The sequence below is a fragment of the Enterococcus sp. AZ040 genome, assembly GCF_050499185.1.
GTDB classification, from domain to species: Bacteria; Bacillota; Bacilli; order Lactobacillales; family Enterococcaceae; genus Enterococcus_D; species Enterococcus_D entomosocium.
On the sequence record NZ_JBMHEW010000001.1, the window covers coordinates 1,803,466 to 1,823,984 of the forward strand.

19 protein-coding genes are annotated in these 20,519 nt (G+C 42.7%); all 19 read right to left on the reverse strand.

Annotation, left to right across the window (positions count from 1 at the left end):
- Positions 1-59: 59 nt before the first annotated feature.
- Entirely contained in the window at positions 60-524 is a 465-nt protein-coding gene (locus IGK63_RS08370; protein ID WP_008380085.1) for a SprT family protein, read from the reverse strand.
- Positions 521-2,707 (reverse strand): Tex family protein, encoded by a 2,187-nt coding sequence (locus tag IGK63_RS08375; RefSeq protein ID WP_016611851.1) that lies wholly within the window; start codon positions 2,705-2,707, stop codon positions 521-523. The genes IGK63_RS08370 and IGK63_RS08375 overlap by 4 nt, the downstream gene beginning before the upstream one ends.
- Positions 2,708-2,842: 135 nt before the next feature.
- The gene (locus IGK63_RS08380; protein WP_034872669.1) at positions 2,843-3,577 is read right to left on the reverse strand and encodes a metallophosphoesterase family protein; all 735 of its coding nucleotides are present in this window, start codon (positions 3,575-3,577) and stop codon (positions 2,843-2,845) included.
- Between the two features lie 164 nt (positions 3,578-3,741).
- Entirely contained in the window at positions 3,742-4,113 is a 372-nt protein-coding gene (locus IGK63_RS08385; RefSeq protein ID WP_034872671.1) for a VOC family protein, read from the reverse strand.
- Positions 4,114-4,135: 22 nt separating this feature from the next.
- Positions 4,136-4,549, reverse strand: coding sequence for a DUF1149 family protein (locus IGK63_RS08390; protein WP_008380094.1), 414 nt, complete (start codon positions 4,547-4,549; stop codon positions 4,136-4,138).
- A 92-nt stretch (positions 4,550-4,641) separates the two neighbouring features.
- On the reverse strand, positions 4,642-5,694 hold the full coding sequence (locus IGK63_RS08395) for a SepM family pheromone-processing serine protease (protein WP_005235759.1): 1,053 nt from the start codon (positions 5,692-5,694) through the stop codon (positions 4,642-4,644).
- Positions 5,684-6,178 carry a pantetheine-phosphate adenylyltransferase gene (gene coaD, locus IGK63_RS08400; RefSeq protein ID WP_005231326.1) on the reverse strand — a complete coding sequence of 165 codons (495 nt, stop codon included), beginning with the start codon at positions 6,176-6,178 and terminating at the stop codon, positions 5,684-5,686. The genes IGK63_RS08395 and coaD overlap by 11 nt, the downstream gene beginning before the upstream one ends.
- Position 6,179: 1 nt before the next feature.
- Positions 6,180-6,734, reverse strand: a complete 555-nt coding sequence (rsmD, locus tag IGK63_RS08405) for a 16S rRNA (guanine(966)-N(2))-methyltransferase RsmD (RefSeq protein WP_005235756.1) — start codon at positions 6,732-6,734, stop codon at positions 6,180-6,182.
- 100 nt (positions 6,735-6,834) lie between these two features.
- Positions 6,835-7,179, reverse strand: a complete 345-nt coding sequence (locus IGK63_RS08410) for a YlbG family protein (protein WP_005235753.1) — start codon at positions 7,177-7,179, stop codon at positions 6,835-6,837.
- Positions 7,166-7,594 carry a YlbF family regulator gene (locus IGK63_RS08415; protein ID WP_005235752.1) on the reverse strand — a complete coding sequence of 143 codons (429 nt, stop codon included), beginning with the start codon at positions 7,592-7,594 and terminating at the stop codon, positions 7,166-7,168. Before IGK63_RS08415 ends, IGK63_RS08410 begins: the two co-directional genes overlap by 14 nt.
- A complete protein-coding gene (locus tag IGK63_RS08420; RefSeq protein WP_005235750.1) occupies positions 7,581-8,711 on the reverse strand; it encodes a CAP-associated domain-containing protein in 1,131 nt (376 codons plus the stop codon). The genes IGK63_RS08415 and IGK63_RS08420 overlap by 14 nt, the downstream gene beginning before the upstream one ends.
- A 15-nt stretch (positions 8,712-8,726) precedes the next feature.
- Positions 8,727-12,155 (reverse strand): pyruvate carboxylase, encoded by a 3,429-nt coding sequence (locus IGK63_RS08425; RefSeq protein ID WP_005235747.1) that lies wholly within the window; start codon positions 12,153-12,155, stop codon positions 8,727-8,729.
- A gap of 22 nt (positions 12,156-12,177) precedes the next feature.
- A complete protein-coding gene (locus IGK63_RS08430; protein WP_005235746.1) occupies positions 12,178-13,341 on the reverse strand; it encodes an FtsW/RodA/SpoVE family cell cycle protein in 1,164 nt (387 codons plus the stop codon).
- Between the two features lie 2 nt (positions 13,342-13,343).
- On the reverse strand, positions 13,344-13,643 hold the full coding sequence (locus IGK63_RS08435; RefSeq protein WP_008380108.1) for a YlaN family protein: 300 nt from the start codon (positions 13,641-13,643) through the stop codon (positions 13,344-13,346).
- Between the two features lie 371 nt (positions 13,644-14,014).
- Positions 14,015-15,049 carry a diacylglycerol kinase gene (locus IGK63_RS08440; protein ID WP_005235735.1) on the reverse strand — a complete coding sequence of 345 codons (1,035 nt, stop codon included), beginning with the start codon at positions 15,047-15,049 and terminating at the stop codon, positions 14,015-14,017.
- A 10-nt stretch (positions 15,050-15,059) separates the two neighbouring features.
- A complete protein-coding gene (gene gatB / locus IGK63_RS08445) occupies positions 15,060-16,490 on the reverse strand; it encodes an Asp-tRNA(Asn)/Glu-tRNA(Gln) amidotransferase subunit GatB (protein WP_005225979.1) in 1,431 nt (476 codons plus the stop codon).
- A complete protein-coding gene (gene gatA, locus IGK63_RS08450; RefSeq protein WP_016611859.1) occupies positions 16,487-17,959 on the reverse strand; it encodes an Asp-tRNA(Asn)/Glu-tRNA(Gln) amidotransferase subunit GatA in 1,473 nt (490 codons plus the stop codon). Before gatA ends, gatB begins: the two co-directional genes overlap by 4 nt.
- Complete coding sequence (gene gatC / locus IGK63_RS08455) at positions 17,959-18,264, reverse strand: Asp-tRNA(Asn)/Glu-tRNA(Gln) amidotransferase subunit GatC (RefSeq protein ID WP_005225977.1); 306 nt, start codon at positions 18,262-18,264, stop codon at positions 17,959-17,961. The genes gatA and gatC overlap by 1 nt, the downstream gene beginning before the upstream one ends.
- A gap of 215 nt (positions 18,265-18,479) precedes the next feature.
- Entirely contained in the window at positions 18,480-20,510 is a 2,031-nt protein-coding gene (gene ligA / locus IGK63_RS08460; RefSeq protein WP_034872674.1) for an NAD-dependent DNA ligase LigA, read from the reverse strand.
- Positions 20,511-20,519 lie beyond the last annotated feature (9 nt).

The following is a 20,519-nucleotide window of genomic DNA, read 5'->3' on the forward strand; positions in this document are numbered from 1 at the left end:
ATATCAGGTTGTCACACGACCTACATTATCATACAAAATGAAAAAAATAGCAACGAGTTTTATTTTTCGACTTGACTTTTCTCATCATTTCCTATTTCTAGCAAACGTCCACGACATTTTCCACAAACATATTTTTTGATATCCACACGCCGCTGCCGCCGAATCTCGCAGCCGCAATTTTGACATCGATAGCGATGTTTCGCTGTCCTTTTGGCAGGAGGTGCATACCGCAGGCCTCCCGTTTTTGCCAGCAATGCTTTAAAAGCAGGATCTTGGTGACGATGACCAAGACCTGCTAAATGCAAATGATAGTGACATAATTCATGCTTGATAATGCCGATAAAAACCTCCATCCCGTGTTCTGTGAGCATCACTGGATTGAAATCCAAGTGGTGATCACTTAGATGGTAACGGCCACCGGTTGTTTTTAAGCGAGAATTAAATACCGCTCGATGCGTAAATGGTTTATTGAAAACAGACAGCGAAAGCTCTTCCACCAAACGCTGCAATTCTTGTTGGGTCATTTAGCATTTCCTGGATCGATCATGGTTAAACTGATACGGCCTTTTTTGACATCTACTTGCTCGATCCAAACGGTTACGACGTCACCAACGGAAACAACGTCTTTCGGATGTTTTACAAACGAACGGCTCAGCTTCGACAAATGAACCAGTCCATCTTGTTTGACACCGATATCGACGAAAGCACCAAAGTCGATCACATTTCGAACAGTTCCTTTCAATTCCATTCCCGGTTTTAGATCCTCCATACTCAACACATCTTTGCGCAATAATGGGGCTGGCATTTCATCCCGCATATCACGTCCTGGCTGCATTAACGCTTTTAAGATATCTGTGATGGTTTCTTTCCCGACAGACAATTTAGCAGAAAGTTCTGCTGGACGCATTTGCGCCAACTTCACTTTATTTTCTTCCGATTGTTCTTTCCCAAGCTCCGCTAGAGAAATATCCGCGAGCGCCAAAATTTCTTTGGCAGTGTCATAACTTTCTGGATGAATCCCGGTATTGTCCAAAATGACTTTTCCGCCAGGAATCCGCATAAAACCGATCGCCTGTTCATAGGCCTTTGGCCCTAAGCGAGGGACTTTTTTCAGTTGATTGCGCTGCGTAAATACCCCGTTTTCTTCTCGATAGGTCACGATATTTTGGGCAGTCGTTTTATTTAAGCCCGCCACGTGCTGTAAAAGTGCCGCACTTGCGGTATTGACATCAACGCCTACTTGGTTGACGACCGTTTCCACGACAAAATCCAATTGTTCGGCTAAGCGCTTTTGCGAAACGTCATGTTGGTATTGCCCGACGCCCACCGATTGTGGATCGATTTTAACTAATTCTGCCAAGGGATCTTGGAGACGGCGACCAATACTGATGGCACTTCGTTCTTCCACTTGCAGATCAGGGAATTCATGCCGGGCGATCGGACTGGCCGAATAAACAGAAGCGCCTGCCTCATTCACGATCACATAATATACCTCTTGATCGATCAATTTTAATTGTTCAGCGACGAATTGCTCTGACTCTCGACTCGCCGTCCCATTACCGATTGCGACCATTTCAACTTTATAGGTTTGCAATAAGCGACGAAACGCTGGTCCAGCCGCTTCTCGTTTATTCATCGGCGCCGGTTTATGGGGATAGATCACTTCGATCGCTAATACTTTTCCTGTCTCATCAACGACGGCCAATTTACAGCCCGTTCGATACGCTGGATCAAACCCTAAAACGACTTTCCCCTTCAATGGCGGCTGCAGCAGCAGATTGCGAAGATTTTCTCCAAAAATCGCAATTGCTTGTTCGTCGGCTTTTTCTGTCAACTCATTGCGGATCTCTCGTTCGATCGCTGGTAAGATAAAACGTTTCAAGGCGTCAGCAGCAGCAGTTTGGACAAAACTGGCTGCGGGTGAATCACTATTTGTGATCAATTTCCGACGTAGGTACTCCATGATTTTTTCTTCATCTGCCACAAGCGTTACCTTCAAAATGTCTTCTTTTTCTCCACGATTGGTGGCTAAAACCCGGTGGGAAACCATCTTATTGATAGGATGTTGGAAATCGTAATACATTTCATAAACGCCTTTTTCATCTTTTTCAGCATTTTTGACCGTGCTCTTATACAGTCCTTTGTTAGAATAATAGCTCCGAATCCAACTTCGAAATTCAGCAGTATCACCAACGCCTTCTGCAATGATCTCATGGGCGCCAGCCAAGACATCTTCTACAGTAGGAACAGCATCACTCATAAATTCGGCCGCTTTTTCTTGTACATCACCTGTTTTTGAGAAGCTTAACAGCCACTGAGCAAATGGTTCCAAGCCATTTTCTTTGGCGATCGTCGCTTTGGTGCGTCGTTTTTGTTTGTAAGGACGATACAGGTCTTCGACGGCCTGCATTTTTGTCGCAGCTAAAATCGCCTGTGATAGTTCAGGCGTTAGCTTTTCTTGTTCTTCTATCAAGCGCAAAACTTCTTGCTTGCGTTTCTCTAGGTTTTCTAAGTACTGATACCGCTCTTCGATTTCTCGAATCTGAACTTCGTCAAGTCCATTCGTCATTTCTTTACGGTAGCGGGCAATAAACGGAACGGTATTTCCTTCTTGCAATAATTGTAACACCGTACTGATTTGTTTTTGGGTAAAAGCGGTTAGTTCTTGTTTCACTAAATCAAGTACCTCTTGATTCATTTCTGCCATTCGTTCTCACCTTTCCTTTGTTGCTTTTGCTATTTTAACATAAAAAAGTCAGCCATTGAGGAAACAAGAAGGCACGAAAGGAACATTGCTTCGGGGCTCTTGTAATGGCTGCTTTTCTCTTTTTAGAAAAGACTTTTAAAAGTCTGGTTGCCAAGGTCCTGCTAAATTTTGATATTCGATATCCTGAAGGACCCCTTTGTCATCAAAAATCACGCCATGCACCGATCCACCAAATACTGCCCCGCCATCGATGCCGATTTTGTCGTCTTGTTGCCAAAGATCCGTCGTCTGCATATCTCCATGCAGCATTGGCGTGATGGTATGACCAAAAACGATCGTTTTTCCTGTACGGTTTTTTCCTTTATGAAATGGCTCGCGAATCCAGATAAAATCGTGGTCGGCGGTCTTCCGCCAATCTTTTTTACTTAAATCCACGCCCGCATGGACAAAAAGATACTTCCCCCATTCGTAATAAAGCGGCCGCTCCATCAAAAACCCTATTAAGTCTCCATATCTACTTCGGATCATCAAGGCAATTTCCGTTGGCGAATACTCTTCAGTAGCTCCTGAATGTAAAAGACTTTCAATCGTTTCTTTGCCGCCATTGCGTACGTAGGCGGCGAACCAATCCTCTGGGGCATTTAGAAATTGCAGAAAATACTCTTCGTGATTGCCACGTAAATAAATCGCTTGATGTTCTTCAACTAATTTCTTTCCGAGCATTAAACACTCTTTGGACTTTGGTCCTCGGTCATTTAGATCACCAATCAAAAGCAACTGATGGATTTTCGGATCATATTCCGCAAGAAGACTTTTAAAAAGATCGGCCATTCCATGAATATCACTGATTGCATAAAGATAGTTTTGCATAGTCATTCCCTCCTTAAAGGCAATTGAGTCTCTTATTATCAATTTTAGCCCTTTGGCTGCAAAATGTCTTGCATTAAAATCAAAAAACAATCATTCGTCTTGAACGGTTCGACAGCATAGAGTCGGGTTCATAAAGACGAATGATTGATTACGATCGGTAAAACCTATTTTCCTGAAACAGCAAAATAATTGCCATCCGGATCGGCAAAATTGAAAACCAGCTGTTCTTCCATCTGAATCAATTCGCCGACTTCTGCTTCCATCTCTAAAAGTTTTTTATAGAGAGCTGTAATATCCTCAGCAAAAAACATGATCGATGGGGAATTTAATGCGACTTCAGGTGAGTGCGTTTCGATGAACTCACGGTCATATAAGACAAAATGAACCTCTGCCTCTTTTGAAGGAGCGATTTCGACAACGGATGTTCCATCGATCGTTTGCTGTTCAACGATCACAAAGCCTAATTCTTGCCAAAATTCGACAGCTTTCGTCACATCATCAACGTAGAGCATCACTTGCATTTGGTTGGAAAACAATGGAAAACCCTCCTATTTCAACTTATTTTTCTTCTTCGGTCGATTCTTGTGTGGGGTTCGAGTTGGTATTGAAGTTCAGTTGGAGTCCTGGTTTGTCGGTCACGATTTCTGTCACCTCATACGTCAGGCGTTTGACGATATCAAACAATGGCTCAACCAAACGATCAGTTTCAGCTTTTGTTAGATCTTCTCCAGAATTGACTTTACGATTCAAAATATGATTGACCTGTCCGACACGTCCTGACAAAACATAATCAGGGAACACTAATTGAAATTCTAGCCGGGCGCCAATAATACTGTTTTTTTCCATATATTCTTCATCTTTGACTTTTAACGGCGCAAAGCCGACATTCAATTTGGTTTCCATTTCTTTGTCTTTCGGTTTCATATCGAAATGATATGCTTCAACGATCGGTTGTTGTCTTTTTAATTCCACTAGATTCACACTCCTTATCTAAAAGTATAGCATAACCTTTTCTTTGAGCCTACTGTATTCTTTAGACAATAAAAAAAACGGCGAGCGCCGTTTTAATTTGCTTCTTTTAGTGTTGCTAGATAATCCAAGGCATCTTGGACATTGGCGATCGGAACGATTTTCATATCCGTGTCTAACTTCTTCGCTGCTGCCACTGCCTCTTCATAATTTGTTTTGATGGAAGGATCTATTTCACGCTCTTCGTCAGTGATTTCATCATCTGGGGCAAAGAAGATTTCTGCACCACTTTCACTGGCACTCGCTACTTTTTTATCGATCCCACCGATTCGACCAACGGTTCCGTCAGCTGAGATCGTTCCTGTCCCAGCTATGTTGTGGCCTTTACGTAGGTTATCTCCGGTCAACTGTTCATAGATTTCAAGGGTGAACATCAAACCAGCGGAAGGTCCTCCGATATTGCCAGAATCGATCACGATCTCTTCATCAGAAGTGATCTCTGTATGATCGACGAGGGAGATGCCGATACCGGCTTTTTGATTGCTCTCCAGTTCAATTAGTTTGCCCGTTGCTTCTTTTTCTTCGCCATCTTGCAAGTAAGTCACGGTGATTTCATCACCAATGGTTTGACTTTGGACGTAGTCGATAAAATCTTGACTGCTTTTAAATTCTTTACCATTGACTGCGGTGACGGTATCTCCAACGGATATTTTCCCAGCAAAGCTGGAATTTGGATCGATCCCCATGACATAGACCCCTTTATAGGTCATTTCATAAGGTAAGTCTGCTAGCTTTAATGCTTGCTCAATCGCACTATTTTGCGAGGATTCCATATAGTAGCGTTGAATGCGGTTGTACTCCTCATCTGTCGCACCGCCTAAAAGTTCTTCCTCACTGATCAAGTCTTGGAATTCATTGAATTTCGTTCCAATCGCTGTGAACACGGTAGCTTGTCGAATTCCAACACTGGTCAAAGAAAAGGAGCCGGCTGATGTGTCTTCTTTTTGATTGACGGTAATCAGCTCTTTTAAATCGATCGTTGCTCCTGGTTGCTCGATATAATAGGGAATCGGCAAAAAGGCACAAGCGGCGATGATCAGCGCTAAAACAAACAAGAGAACATATTTGATCGTTGATTTAAGATTCATTGGTATCACGCTTCTTTACTATAGCATCGTAGATATTTTGAGGTAAATATTCGGCAACATCGCCGTTAAAGGTTAAGATCTCTTTCAACAAACTGGAACTGATGAAACTATGTTTTGCGTCTGCTAAAAGAAAGACGGTCTCTAATGAGGGTTCTAGGTGATGGTTCATTTCCATAATGTCCCGCTCATATTCATAGTCTTTCACACTGCGAATGCCTCTAAGCAGAAACTGGGCACCTAATTTTTTCGCAATCGTGACTGTTAGCTCTGTTTCTTGTGCCAGAATTTTGACGTTAGGAATATGGGCGAGGGCTTCTTCGATCAAATGAACTTTTTCTTCACTCGTAAAAAAACTTTTTTTATTGGTGTTTGTAAAAACGCCGACGATCAATTCATCGAAAAGCGTGGCTCCTCGCTCGATCAGATCAACATGACCGGATGTCAATGGGTCAAAACTCCCTGGAAATAAAGCAATCTTTTTCACGTTATCCCTCATTTCTATAGATCGTCACTGCCGATATGCCATAGGTTTGGGCACGGACCAAATGCAACGAGCCGATTTGTTCTGGTAAGACGATGGACTTGTCTGTTTCGCAAACTACGTAAGCAAAGGGGCGGATCAATCCGTCTATCAACATTGATTCCACTTGTTGCACAATCTCTTGCTTTGCGTAAGGTGGATCTAAAAAGAGATAGTCAAAACTTTGTCCCTCAGCTGCAAACTGCCGTAAAGCTTGATTCGCATCCATTTTTAGCACCGTGAACTTTTCGGGTTCTTTGGTTATAGCAATATTTTCGCGGATCACTTTGGTTGCTGGAAAACTACGGTCGACACAAACCGCATGATCAGCTCCCCGAGAGACCGCTTCGATAGCTAAGCCCCCGCTTCCGCTGAATAAATCCAGTACAACACCTCCATCTAAATATTGCCCTAACATGTTAAAAATCGCCCCTTTTACTTTGTCTGTCGTGGGGCGAGTGTTGTCTCCAGCGAGACTTTTTAATCTGCGGCCACCATATTCTCCGGCTACTACACGCATGCTTTTTTCCCTCCAAGATCTTCGTAAATACAAATATAGCACTGTTTCTATAAATAGCAATAAAAAAATGGCGGTGACTCAAGGCACCCCCACTTTTTTATTACACGTTTTCTGCCAATCGAATCATCGTATTTTTTTCTTCGATATCAAACCCTTCATCTTTCACTGGATAGGCTGCTGACGTACCAATTTTTTCAGCAAAATCCATTTCGACATCTGGTCGATAGGAAGCTTCAACTTGTCGAACAAAGTGAAACTGCTCGATTTTTGTTTTTTTGCTTTCGTATTCTTCTTCGTTCAAATACATGACCACGTATTTCATCTTGCGTGACACATAATGAACAAAACCAAAACGGCGCAAATTCTTTAGTTGACGTAGGCTGTAAACCCATACGATCAATCCTCGACGCTTTTGCATCGTAAAAGGCTCTTTATCCTCGTGCATGACAATTTCCTCCACAACTTGATTTTGATTGAAAAAAGGGACTCCCAGCGTCCACTTTGACAGAGGGAGAAAAACAAGTAGAGATCGCCACAGTCAGTTCATCCAGCAAACGCTGCAGTTGTGTTTCACTCCAGCGATACTCACTTACTTGTTCATTAAGATCCAACTGCCGCTTGGCTGTGCGCAACGCCCGTTTTTTTTCTTTGAAATCAGGCGCATACTCACCGTAAGCTTCAATTCTTTCAAAATCTAGTTTTTTTTCTAAAAACGATCGCATCAATGTCTGAACATCAGGGTCTTGATGCATGACCTGTTTCGCTTTTTGATAGGTTTTACACGTTTCACTTGCTTTGATTGCCTTCACAAGTGCTTCAATTTGATCTTCAATCTCAAAAAAGGCTTCATCGTAAATCATCTGACGTACTATCCTCGGTCCCTTCCACATCTTCTTGCACTAAGACTACCATATTTGCTTCAGAAAAAGCAATTCCTATCTTTTCTGATTGTTCATGGGTCAGGCGCTCAGTAAATCTTGGATTACTGAACCAAGATAAAATCGTAAAAGTTGGATCATAAACAGGCGCTTCGAAGATTGAAGCAGATGCTTCCAATTCCTTTTCCGCTAACAACTCTCGCCATTCGTCATTCGATAAGACAAAATTACTTGTCTTTTCCGAAGAAAGTGCTCGTTGATAAGAATGGATTCGTTGAGAAGTCAAATAGTCTGATAGGTTATTCGTCAAATTAAATAAAAGTCCAGCTGCTTCTTGATGTGTTTGGGTATCCTGTGAGAAGCTGTCTAAGCCGATTTGCTGGCGAATTTTATCGATGATAACAAACGCCAGGGTCTCTTTTTCAAGGTTGGCTTGGGCTTGGTCAATTGTTTGCGAAACTTGAAACAGCGGTCGCTGCCCTTCCGTCAAGGGATAAGGTGCCAGTTTAAGTAATGTGGTCTGATCTAAGTAAGTGACGGCTTGCAGTTGGGCAGTCTCCTGATCAAAGAACAAAACAGCAAATGTCCCGTTGTCAAAAGCCACTAATGGACGGTAGTTCATATCTTCTTCCATCAATTCGAAACTGATCGCACGATCATTTTGTGTCAAGGTAAAGTTAGGATAGATCATGGTCAACTCCGTCAAGTCAGTCAAGGTCATGCCCATCGTAAAAGGTGCCAGGGAAGAGCCCCCGGCGCCGATTACTTTGATTGCTTGCACACTTTCACCATCGGTATTGATCTCAACATACTGTTGATCGTCTAATTGATTGTAGACCCGAATTTCAAACTCGTAACCTGATCGATATGTTTGAACTGGAAGACCATAGACTTCTTCGAAATCCGAAACAGGTTCCCCGATCAATTCAGCTAATCCTTGAGCTGCGATTGGTTCGTAATTCATGTTTGTTGGTGCTTTGATTGGGTTTTCGATCGTCACTCTTGAATCTGAAGCGTTTTGCATGAAAACTGGCTGCAAATACACGATTATTAGGGCTAGGACAAATAAGCCGCAAAACAATAATCCTCTTCGCTTCATCTGTGGATCGACTCCTTACTTCTCTTTGACTTCAATCAAAAGATCTCCTGACTGAATTGGTTCCCCATCGGTTACATACACATGTTCAACTACGCCTGAGAAGCGGGCTTCAACCGAAGTTTCCATTTTCATCGCTTCCGTGACCATCAAGGTTTGTCCACGTGCCACCCGGTCGCCTTTTTTGACTAATACTTCTAAAACTGAGCCACTCATCGAAGCACCGATCTGTTCTTTGTTCGTTGGCTCTGCTTTACGTTTCGTTTGAACAGAGCTGATGATTGAGTTGTCCTTAACGACGATTTCTCGGCGTTGTCCGTTCAAGTTAAAGAAGAGTGTTCGGTTGCCTTCAATATCTGGCTCACCGATCTCATCTAGACGAATGATCAAGATTTTGCCTTTTTCTAATTCAACATTGATCGTTTCACCTAAGCGCATGCCGTTAAAGAAAGTTGGAGTATCAAGAACTTTCACATCTGCAAACTGTTCATAAGCTTTTCGATAATCAAGGAAGACTTGCGGATACATCAAGTAGCTCAAGACTTCTTCATGTTTTGGTTCATAGCCGATTTTCTCCGCTAGTTCTTGCTTCACATCAGCAAAATCAACTGGCTTCGCGAATGTTCCAGGACGTTCGGTAAAGGCTGGGCGTCCTTTCAAGATAATGCGCTGTAATTCTTTCGGGAATCCACCAACTGGCTGACCTAACTCACCTTGGAAGAATGTGATTACTGACTCAGGGAAGCTTAATGTATCGCCTTTTTCAAAAACATCTTTCTCAGACAAGCCATTTTGAACCATAAAGAGTGCCATGTCCCCAACGACTTTCGAAGAAGGCGTCACTTTCACGATGTCTCCAAACATCATATTGACTTCATGATACATTTCTTTGATTTCATCCCATTTTTCGCCTAAACCAACGGCTTTGGCTTGCTGCTGGAGATTGGTATATTGTCCCCCCGGCATTTCATGCTTGTACACTTCCGTTTGAGGTGCGTTCAAGCCATTTTCAAAGGAATGGTAGTACATGCGGACATCTTCCCAGTAGTGGTTCAACTGTTGGATATTGTCTACATTGATTTCTGGGCAGCGTTCGCCGTTCAATAGTGCATAATACAAACTACTCATACTTGGTTGACTCGTTGCGCCACTGACCGCTGACATAGCGACATCCACGATGTCAACACCGGCTTTAGTAGCTGCTGAGTAAGTAATGATCCCATTTCCACTCGTATCATGGGTATGCAGATGAATCGGCACATCGATCGTATCCTTTAGCTCACTGATCAAACGATAAGCCGCTTGCGGTTTTAATAATCCAGCCATATCCTTGATAGCAATGATATGGGCACCAAGGTTTTGCAATTCTTTCGCCATATCTTTGTAGTATTGTACTGAATATTTTTGACGGGTCGGATCATTGATATCCCCGGTATAACAAATCGTTGCTTCTGCAATTTTTCCTGTATCGCGAACGGCTTGAATACTTTTCTCCATTTGTGGAACCCAGTTTAAACTATCAAAGATTCGGAACACATCAATTCCTTGCGCTGCAGATTCTTTGATGAATTCTTCCAATACATTGTCTGGATAATTGGAATATCCCACAGCATTGGAGCCTCTAAACAACATTTGCAACAAAGTATTCGGCATTTTTTTCCGGAACATCCGCAATCTTTCCCATGGATCTTCTGTTAAGAAACGGTAGGCAACGTCGAACGTTGCTCCACCCCACATTTCACTTGAGAACAATTGTGGCAGACCAGCTTCCGTCATCGCGGCAATTTTCTTAAAGTCATGGGTTCTTACACGAGTTGCCAACAAACTTTGATGGGCATCTCGGAAGGTTGTATCCGTCAGTAAGACATTGTTTTGTTGACCGATCCATTCAACGACACCCTCGGCACCTTTCGTATCTAAAATATTTTTGGCGCTGACAAAATCAGGCGTTGCTTGGATGTGTTGTGGCATCCGTGGCTCATTATAAAATGGTTTCTTTTGTTTTTCGATCCCCGGAAATCCATTGATGGTAATTTCCCCGATATACTTCATGGTTTTGTTTCCACGATCACGAATCCGAGGGAAATTGAATAGTTCCGGCGTATTGTCGATAAAGGTGGTTTTGGCTTCACCCGAACGAAAGGCTGGATGAGAAACGACATTTCGCATGAAGAGAATGTTTGTTTTTACCCCACGTACACGAAATTCTTTCAAACAGCGCATCATTTTCTGAATCGCTTGATCAAAGGTTGCCGCATGTGTACAGACTTTTACAAGCAGTGAGTCGAAATACGGGGTTACTACCGCACCGGCGTAAGCATTTCCAACATCTAAACGAACCCCAAACCCACCCGGAGAGCGGTAGGTATCGATCTTACCAGTATCCGGCATAAAATTATTCGCTGGGTCTTCTGTCGTCACGCGACATTGGATCGCAACACCCTCAAAGCGAATATCTTTTTGTTCAGGAATCCCGATTTCTTTATGCAGATCCTTGCCTTGTGCAATTAGTATTTGTGTCGTCACGATATCTAAATTGGTGATCATTTCAGTGATTGTATGTTCCACTTGGACCCGAGGGTTCACTTCGATAAAGTAAAATTTATCGCCTTCAACTAAAAATTCCACTGTTCCGGCATTGATATAGCCAACATGCTTCATTAATTGAACGGCAGCTTGACAAATTTTTTCCCGTTGTTCAGTCGTCATTGACACACAAGGTGCCACTTCGACTACTTTTTGATGACGGCGCTGAACGGAGCAGTCACGTTCAAATAGATGGACGACATTTCCGTGCGTATCCCCTAGAATTTGCACTTCAATATGTTTTGGATTACTAATATATTTTTCAACGTAAACTTCGTCACTACCAAATGCCGCTTTCGCTTCACTTTTGGCACGTTCGTAGCCATCACGTGCTTCTTTTTCGTCATGAGCGACACGCATACCTCGACCACCGCCGCCAAGAGCTGCTTTGATCATGATAGGATAGTCATGTTCGTCAGCGAATGCTAAAACGTCGTCAATCGATGCCACTGGACCGTCAGATCCGGGAATGGATTGAATCCCCGCCTCGATTGCCGCTGCTTTTGCTTTGATCTTGTCGCCAAAAATATCTAAGTGGTGAGTGGATGGTCCGATGAAAATCAAACCTTCTTCTTCACAGCGCTGAGCAAAGCCCAGGTTTTCTGATAAAAAGCCGTACCCTGGATGAATCCCTTCGGCCCCGGCTTTTTTCGCTGTGCGAATAATATCTTCAATGTCTAAATACGCATCGATCGGTCGTTTGCCTTTCCCCACTAAATACGCTTCGTCTGCTTTAAAGCGATGGACAGAGTATTCATCCTCTGCAGCATAAATACCGACTGTTTTGATTCCTAACTCCGCACATGCGCGGAAGACACGGATCGCGATTTCTCCACGATTGGCAACAAGAATTTTCTTCATCTAATCCACTCCATTCAATTGATCAATAATTCAAATAATATTGTTTCCTCTTTTCTTCGGCACTGATATTTAATACAAAACCAATACAAATCGACAGCATCAGCAAACTTGACCCACCCTGACTTAAAAACGGAAAAGTGATTCCCGTCAATGGGATCAAACCAGTGATCCCCCCTAAGTTGATGAAAATCTGAGACATAAATAATGTCCCTATGCCGATACACATCATGGAATTAAAGGGATCTCTTGAACGGATACCGACAAGAAAGATCCGTCCCACCATATAGAACAAAACACCTAAGATAATGATCGATGGGATCAAGCCTAATTCTTCCATAACGATCGAAAATATATAATCGGTGTGCGCTTCGTTTAAGAAGCCACGTTTTTGGATACTATTTCCAAGTCCGCGTCCGAAAAGCCCACCGTTGAACATTGCGTAATACCCATTAACCATTTGATGACCTGTATTGTATTCATCCGCAAATGGGTTTAAAAATGATGAGAAGCGACTATAGACATAATCAGGTAAAAGCTTTCCACCAGTTAAATTTACCAAGAAGACGATCAATGTACTGCCTACGATTCCTGCCACACCTAATATCAGGGTATACAGGTAATTCAGACCACTAGATAATAAAACGACAAAAGCCAGTAGCATGACGATCACAGCATTCCCGAAGTCGGGATAAAAGGCCATGATCCCGGTGTAGACGAAGACGATTCCGATTGGACGCCAAACCGTTTTCCAAAACTCTTGTTGGATACCTTTTTGACGATAGGAAAGAGTCACAGATAAAAACCAGATGACAATAAATTTCAAGTACTCAGCTGGTTGAATGGAAAAGCCCGCAATCGTTAACCAACCATGTGCCCCGTTTCTTCTTGGGAAAAAGAAGGCAGCGATCAATAAAAACAAAATGACGATCATGGCGATCTGGACAAATTTTTTGTTCCGAAAAACATCCGTTTTCATTTTATACATGACAGTGATTGCTACTAGACTCAACAACCAGAATATTGCTTGATTGATGACGTAAGAAGCAGCTGTGGTCGGTTGTGTGGCGGTCATCGCAACATAGGATGTGGAGCTGTAGACCATCATCAAACCCGTAACACACATCACTATATAAGGCAGTAAAATACTATAATCTAATAAATGTCTTTTCTTTACTTTTTCTGGCAAGTTTATGCCTCCTTGCCAATTTCAGGTGTCCGCTGGTCTTCATAGACCTCGCTGTACAATTGGTTCAGATCTTTTTCGAGATCCGCCATCAATTGTTGTCCTGTTTGATTATCGACGATCCCCAAGCGGATCGCAAATGCCACTTGCCGTGATAGACCATACATTTGGGTATCAACCACTTCTTCAAATGCTTTGCATTGTGCGATACATAAACTATTTTCTTGGTTTCGGATCAGCTTTTTGATTCGTTCTGCGTCATCTCTAAGCAGATCTAGCGCTTTTGTAGAATCGATGTGCTCCATTCCGGTCCCCCCATTTCTTCGTTTCACCATTATAGCATATTCTCTCTGGCTTTTGCATCATTAGATTGCATAGAAATACGTAAATGACGAACTTTAACGAGTATATTTTCAAAAAGTTCGTTTTTTAGCGAAGATCGTTCGTTTTTCCAATTTTTCATTCGTTTTATCTTCATGAATCACGCTAACATCCGTGAAACAAACGTCCGCTGTGGAACATAACGCAAAAAACGTCCTTTACTAAAATTTAAGAAAAGCTGTTCTATCAACTTTTCTTAAAAATATTCCTGTTACTTTTTCCACAATTTATTTTTTAAAAAAAGAACAGGTCCAAAAGTCCCTGTTCTTTCACTTTGCATGAAAAGAAAAATCGTTTACCTTGTTTCGTCGCCGATCTTGCCATCGCCATTGATGTCCTCATCGGAAAGACGTTCGACTTCTTTAATAAAACCTTCGCTCATCTCTTGATAGTTCTGCTCACCAACGACCGCATCATCAGGAATTTGATCGACATTCGCAAAAAACTCAATATGATTGTGTAGATTTTCAAAGCGCATAGGAGCATCTCCGCCGTATTCACCATCAAGGTTGATCATTAATCGATTGACCTGCTCTGGCGCGTCTACTTCAAGAAAAGATGTTTTCGTATAAATCAGACGACGATCGTTGATGTGCTTGCCACCATTCATCATTAAAGCAACTAAGTGGACAATCTCAAAAATATTGGCCGTTTTGACAATGATCAACGAAAATTTCCCATCGTCAAGCTTTGCATCAGGCGCGATCTGTTCAAAGCCTCCCACTGAATTCGTCAGCCCTAAAAAGAACATCGACGCTCCGCCAATGTATTCTCCGTCTTCATACTTTAGATGCATTTTGATCGGTTTGACACGAGGGAGTAATTCCGCTCCTTTTGCTAGATAAGCTAAGTAGCCAAAAACACTTTTCAACTCAGAAGGAACATCATAGGTCAGTTCTGTTAAGTGTCCGCCAGCAGCGATGTTGATAAAATACGTGTTAGGTGTTTTTCCAACATCCATCTTCACCGTTTGCTGCTTCAAAATCACTTCCGCAGCTGCTTTGATATCGGTCCGAGGAATCTTTAGTGCACGTGCGTAGTCATTGGTGGTTCCTCCAGGAATGATCGCCATTTTTGGTCGCTTTTCTAAAGGAGCGATCCCATTGACGACTTCATTGATCGTGCCATCACCACCGGCAGCTACCACCAAATCAAAACCAGCTTCGCCAGCTCTTCTTGCTTCATCACGGGCGGAAAATGGTGCAGCGGTCGTGGCAAACGCACTCGCCTCATAACCGCCTCTTTCCAAAACATCTAAAATATCTGCTAAATTTTTTCGAATCAATTCTTTCCCAGATGTCGGGTTATAGATTACTCTTGCTCTTTTCATCGCTTGCCTCTTATCGCTTTGCTAGTTCTTCTTGCAACAGCTTGTTCACAACGCCTGGATTCGCTTGTCCTTTGGTTGCTTTCATGATTTGACCAACTAAGAAACCAACTGCGCGGTCTTTTCCGTTTTTGAAGTCATCGACGGATTGTTGGTTGTTATCTAATACTTCATTGATCATTGGTAGTAATTGCGCAGGATCTGATAATTGGATCAATCCTTTGGCTTTTACGACTTCTTCAGCGTCGCCGCCGTTTGTGATCAATTCTTTGAAGACTTTTTTCGCAATCTTCGAACTGATGGTGCCATCGGCGATCAAACGAATCATTCCCGCTAAATTGTCTGGGGTTAATTTTGTTTCTGGCAGTTCCAATTTTTCACTGTTCAGATACGCTGAAACTTCCCCCATCAACCAGTTAGAAGCTTGTTTGGGATCAGCACCGGCATCAATGGTTTTTTCAAAGAAATCGGACATTTCTTTTGATAAAGTCAAGACCATTGCATCGTATTCTGGTAAGCCCAATTCAGAGATGTAACGGGCACGACGTTTTTGCGGCATTTCTGGCAAGCTTTGACGTACCCGTTCGATCCATTCATCATCGATCACAAATCGTGGGATATCTGGTTCTGGGAAGTAACGATAATCAGAAGAACCTTCTTTGACACGCATCAATAAAGTTTTGCTGGTTGCTTCATCAAAACGACGAGTTTCTTGTTGGATCTCGCCTCCAGAAAGCAATACTTTGGCTTGGCGTTTTTCTTCAAATGCTAAACCTTTTTTCACGAAGGACATAGAGTTTAAGTTTTTCAATTCTGTTTTTGTTCCGAATTGTTCTTGGCCGTAAGGTCGCAACGAAATATTGGCGTCGCAACGCATGGAACCTTCTTCCATCTTCACATCAGATACTTCTGTAAACAAGATGATTGAGCGCAATGCTTCTAGATACGCATATGCTTCTTCTGGTGAACGCATATCTGCTTCGGAAACGATCTCGATCAAAGGGGTTCCTTGACGATTTAGATCAACATAAGAATAACCGCCTTTGCCGTGCATGTTTTTCCCGGCATCTTCTTCCAAATGAACTCGCTCAATGCGGATTTTTTTCTTTTTACCTTCCACTTCGATTTCAATCCACCCATCATGACCTATCGGTTGATCGAATTGTGAAATTTGATAGGCTTTTGGATTATCAGGATAGAAATAGTTTTTGCGGTCGAAATGTGTTTCTTTTGAGATTTCACAATTCAACGCAAGCGCAGCTTTCATCCCAAATTCGATAGCCGCTTTGTTCATTACTGGTAAAACACCTGGATAGCCCCAGTCGATCACATTCGTGTTGCTATTTGGTTCAGCGCCAAAGTGAGCAGGTGCTGGAGAAAAAATCTTTGATTCTGTTTTTAATTCTACGTGGACTTCAAGCCCAATGACTGTTTCGAAGTTCATGCCTTATCCCCTCCTAAAATCACTGGTTTTTTCGTGTGGAAATCAGTTGCTTGTTCAAAGGCATAAGCCGCTTTATACATGGTTGCTTCATCAAAATGTTTCCCAATGATCTGCAAGCCGACAGGCAGTCCTTCAGAAAAACCTGCTGGAATCGACATCCCTGGCAGTCCTGCTAAGTTCACAGGAATGGTTAAAATATCATTCAAGTACATAGTGATCGGATCATTGATATTTTCTCCAATACCAAATGCTACCGTTGGGGAAGCTGGGCCAATGATCAAGTCGTATTGGCTGAAGACCTTATCGAAATCTTGTTTGATCAACGTTCGTACTTGACCGGCTTTTTTGAAGTAGGCATCGTAGTAGCCAGCACTTAGTGAAAACGTACCTAACATGATCCGACGTTTTACTTCTTCCCCGAATCCTTCACTGCGCGAATTAACATAGACATCTTCTAAATTGCTGACATTTTCTGAACGGAAACCGTAACGGATGCCGTCAAAACGTTGCAAATTAGAACTTGCTTCTGAAGAAGCGATGATATAGTAAACAGCTACCCCATACTTTGAATGTGGCAAGCTGACTTCTTCCACGGTCGCTCCTAACGCACGGAAAGTGTCTGCAGCTTTTAAGATCGCTTCTCGGACGCCCGCTTGAATTCCTTCGCCTAAGTATTCTTTTGGCAAAGCAACTTTCATGCCTTTGATATCACCAGTCAGACCTGCTGTAAAATCAGGAACAGCTGCCCCGGCTGACGTACTATCTTTTGCATCAAACCCACTGATGGCATTTAATGCGATGGCATTGTCTTTCACACCACGGGTCATTGGACCAATTTGATCTAACGAAGATGCAAACGCGATCAAACCAAAACGAGAAACCCGTCCGTATGTTGGCTTCAACCCGACGATTCCATTGAAAGCTGCTGGTTGGCGAATCGAACCACCCGTATCGCTACCTAATGATAAGGGGATTTGTCCCGCTGCAACGGCAGCCGCCGAGCCACCTGATGAACCACCAGGTACTTTTGTCTCGTCCCAAGCGTTTTTTGTTTTCTTAAAGAACGACGTTTCCGTACTCGCCCCCATCGCAAATTCATCCATGTTTAACTTACCTACTGGAATCATGTCTGCTTGGTAAACTTTGTCCATGACGGTTGCATCGTAGATTGGGTCAAAGTTGCCTAAAATTTTAGAAGCAGCTGTTGTGCGTAGATCTTTGGTAACAATGTTATCTTTGATCCCAATGGGAATCCCTGCCAACACATTGCTTTCAGTGATACCTTTTTGATCGATAGCTTGCGCTAACGCATGGGCTTTTTCTTCGTTCAATGCAAGAAACGCATCGACTTTTGGCTCTGTTTCTTTAATGCGAGCAAAGGTTTCGCTCGTTAGATCTGTCGCAGTGATTTCTTTTAATACTAATAAGCTATGCAATTCTTCTAAGCTTTTATTATATAGTTCAGTCATTAGGCACCCGCCTCCCCATTGTCAATGATTGCAGGCACTTTAATAAAGCCTTCTTCAGATTCTGGAACATTTTTCATTAATTCATCACGGTCCCAGCCACCGGTCGTTACATCTTCACGCATCACATTGATCGTTTCTGCGACATTCGATGTGAATGGTACTCCTGTGGTGTCCACTTCTTCAAGTGTTTCAACCATATCAATAATTTTTCCTAGCTGAGAGGTAAACTCATGTAATTCATCGTCTGAGAATGAAAGTTTTGCTAGTTTGGCAACGTGTTTGACTTGTTCTTCGCTGATCGCCATAAAATCCTCCTCTTTCTCGTATCCGTAATCTACGTTTACGTTTTTCCAATGTATTGTATCATTTTTTTAACAAATCATGAAATAGAATTTGAAAATTATCAAATATAATTGCAAATAAAAGCAGAAATCATTTCTTTCCTCGTATTGCAGGGAAGAAATGATTTCAATTAGACAAGAAGAAACAACTGCTTCTCGTCTGTGACAATACTTAACAGTTATTGTTCTGCCGAATGACTGCCTTCGATCGCAGCCACCATTTGAGCTTCATCCCAAACGGTAACGCCTAGGGACTGGGCTTTGGTCAGTTTACTGCCAGCCTCTTCCCCGGCAACAACGATATCAGTCTTTTTCGACACACTTCCGGTGACTTTTCCACCAAGGTTTTCGATTCTTTCTTTGGCTTCTTCGCGGGTGAAATGACTCAATTTCCCTGTCAAAACGACTGTTTTCTCTTTAAATGGCGACTCCACTTCTTCCAATTGATCCGTTCTCAGCCCTAGATAAGCAAAGTTAACACCCGCTTTTTCAAGTTCATCTAAAAGGTCGTGAACTTCTTGATTGTCAAAATACGTAACGACACTTTCTGCAATTGTAGCACCAATGGTTTCCAACGAAATGATCTCTTCTTCTTTGGCTTTGCTAAGGGTCCGAAGGTCACCAAAATGTTCCGCTAAAATCCGAGCCGCTTTGGCACCAACATGACGGATGCCTAGCCCGAAAATCAAGCGCTCAACTGAATTTTCTTTGCTTTGATGGATGGCACGCAAAAGGTTATTAGCTGATTTCTCTTTGATTTTATCGAGGGTCAGCAATTGTTCTTCTGTTAAAAAGTACAAGTCGGCCACATCTTTGACTAAGGATTTATCGAACATTTGCTCTAAAACACGTGGCCCTAAACCATCAATATTCATAGCATTTCGGGAAACAAAGTGGCTTAAGCCCTCTTTAATCTGCGCTGGACACTTCGGATTGATACAACGCAAGGCAACTTCTTCATCTAAATGGATCAGCTCACTCCCACATTCGGGACAATGTGTAGGCGCTTCAAAGGGTTCACTTGTTTCCGTGCGTTTTTCTTCCAAGACTTTCGCAACCTCTGGAATAATGTCCCCCGCCTTATAGATGATGACCGAATCGCCAATGCGAATGTCTTTCATTTTAATGAAATCTACATTATGGAGACTAGCACGGCTGACCGTCGTTCCAGCAACACGAACAGGAGTCATAACAGCGGTCGGTGTCACAACACCCGTCCGTCCCACGGTCCATTCGATCGTTTCGATCACTGTTTCCGCTTCTTCCGGTGGAAACTTATATGCCGCCGCCCATCGGGGTGCTTTTACGGTAAAGCCTAACGCATCTTGATCTTTAAAATTATTGACTTTGATGACTACGCCGTCAATCTCATACGGGAGCTCACTGCGCTTGTCATGAAACTCTTCGATATATGCCCACACTTCATCGATGGTGTGGCACACTCTGCGTTCGTGATTTGTACGAAAGCCTAATTGATCCAGTTCATTCAATGCTGAAAATTGATCATTAGCTTCAATTGGACCAAAGTCAGCTAGTGTGTATAAAAAGGTGCTCAAGTTTCTTTGGGCTGCGATCCGAGTGTCTAATTGACGTAAGCTTCCAGCAGCTGCGTTTCTCGGATTGGCAAAAACCTCCACCCCTTCTTCTTCTCGCTGTTGATTCAATTTCAAAAACGAAGCCTTTGGCATATAGCATTCGCCACGAACTTCCAACGAGATCGGTTCTTTTAATTTCAGTGGGATCGATTTGACAGTCTTTAGGTTTTCTGTAATGTTTTCACCTACCGTACCATCTCCTCGAGTCGCTCCCCGAACAAAGCGCCCTTCTTCATATTTCAAGGAAATTGACAATCCATCGATCTTTAACTCGCAGACATAATCTACCGCTTTCCCCAATGCTTTTTGAACACGAGCATCAAAAGCCACGATTCCTTCTTTGTCAAAGACATCGTTCAGGCTATAAAGTGGGATATCATGGGTGACTTTTTCAAAGCCAGGTAAAATGATGCCGCCTACTCGTTGGGTGGGCGAGTCTTCGGTTATTAGCTGCGGATAATTGGTTTCAATTTCAACCAGTTCTGCATACAGCTGATCATAGAGATAATCTTCAACAGAAGGTTGATCTTTTACATAGTATTCGTACGCGTACTGATTTAATTGCGTACGCAGCTCTTCTGCTCGTGATTGGATTTCTTTTGAAGGGACATCCATCCTAATATC

Bases quoted from the DNA above. Each gene is read 5' to 3' on its own strand.
- IGK63_RS08435 (WP_008380108.1), bottom strand. From the start codon at position 13,643: ATGGAGCACATCGATTCTACAAAAGCGCTAGATCTGCTTAGAGATGAC.
- IGK63_RS08375 (WP_016611851.1), bottom strand. From the start codon at position 2,707: ATGGCAGAAATGAATCAAGAGGTACTTGATTTAGTGAAACAAGAACTA.
- IGK63_RS08440 (WP_005235735.1), bottom strand. From the start codon at position 15,049: ATGAAAAGAGCAAGAGTAATCTATAACCCGACATCTGGGAAAGAATTG.
- gatB (WP_005225979.1), bottom strand. From the start codon at position 16,490: ATGAACTTCGAAACAGTCATTGGGCTTGAAGTCCACGTAGAATTAAAA.
- IGK63_RS08395 (WP_005235759.1), bottom strand. From the start codon at position 5,694: ATGAATCTTAAATCAACGATCAAATATGTTCTCTTGTTTGTTTTAGCG.
- gatA (WP_016611859.1), bottom strand. From the start codon at position 17,959: ATGACTGAACTATATAATAAAAGCTTAGAAGAATTGCATAGCTTATTA.
- IGK63_RS08425 (WP_005235747.1), bottom strand. From the start codon at position 12,155: ATGAAGAAAATTCTTGTTGCCAATCGTGGAGAAATCGCGATCCGTGTC.
- IGK63_RS08370 (WP_008380085.1), bottom strand. From the start codon at position 524: ATGACCCAACAAGAATTGCAGCGTTTGGTGGAAGAGCTTTCGCTGTCT.
- IGK63_RS08380 (WP_034872669.1), bottom strand. From the start codon at position 3,577: ATGCAAAACTATCTTTATGCAATCAGTGATATTCATGGAATGGCCGAT.
- IGK63_RS08415 (WP_005235752.1), bottom strand. From the start codon at position 7,594: ATGATTTACGATGAAGCCTTTTTTGAGATTGAAGATCAAATTGAAGCA.
- IGK63_RS08420 (WP_005235750.1), bottom strand. From the start codon at position 8,711: ATGAAGCGAAGAGGATTATTGTTTTGCGGCTTATTTGTCCTAGCCCTA.
- ligA (WP_034872674.1), bottom strand. From the start codon at position 20,510: ATGGATGTCCCTTCAAAAGAAATCCAATCACGAGCAGAAGAGCTGCGT.
- rsmD (WP_005235756.1), bottom strand. From the start codon at position 6,734: ATGCGTGTAGTAGCCGGAGAATATGGTGGCCGCAGATTAAAAAGTCTC.
- IGK63_RS08410 (WP_005235753.1), bottom strand. From the start codon at position 7,179: ATGCACGAGGATAAAGAGCCTTTTACGATGCAAAAGCGTCGAGGATTG.
- gatC (WP_005225977.1), bottom strand. From the start codon at position 18,264: ATGGCGATCAGCGAAGAACAAGTCAAACACGTTGCCAAACTAGCAAAA.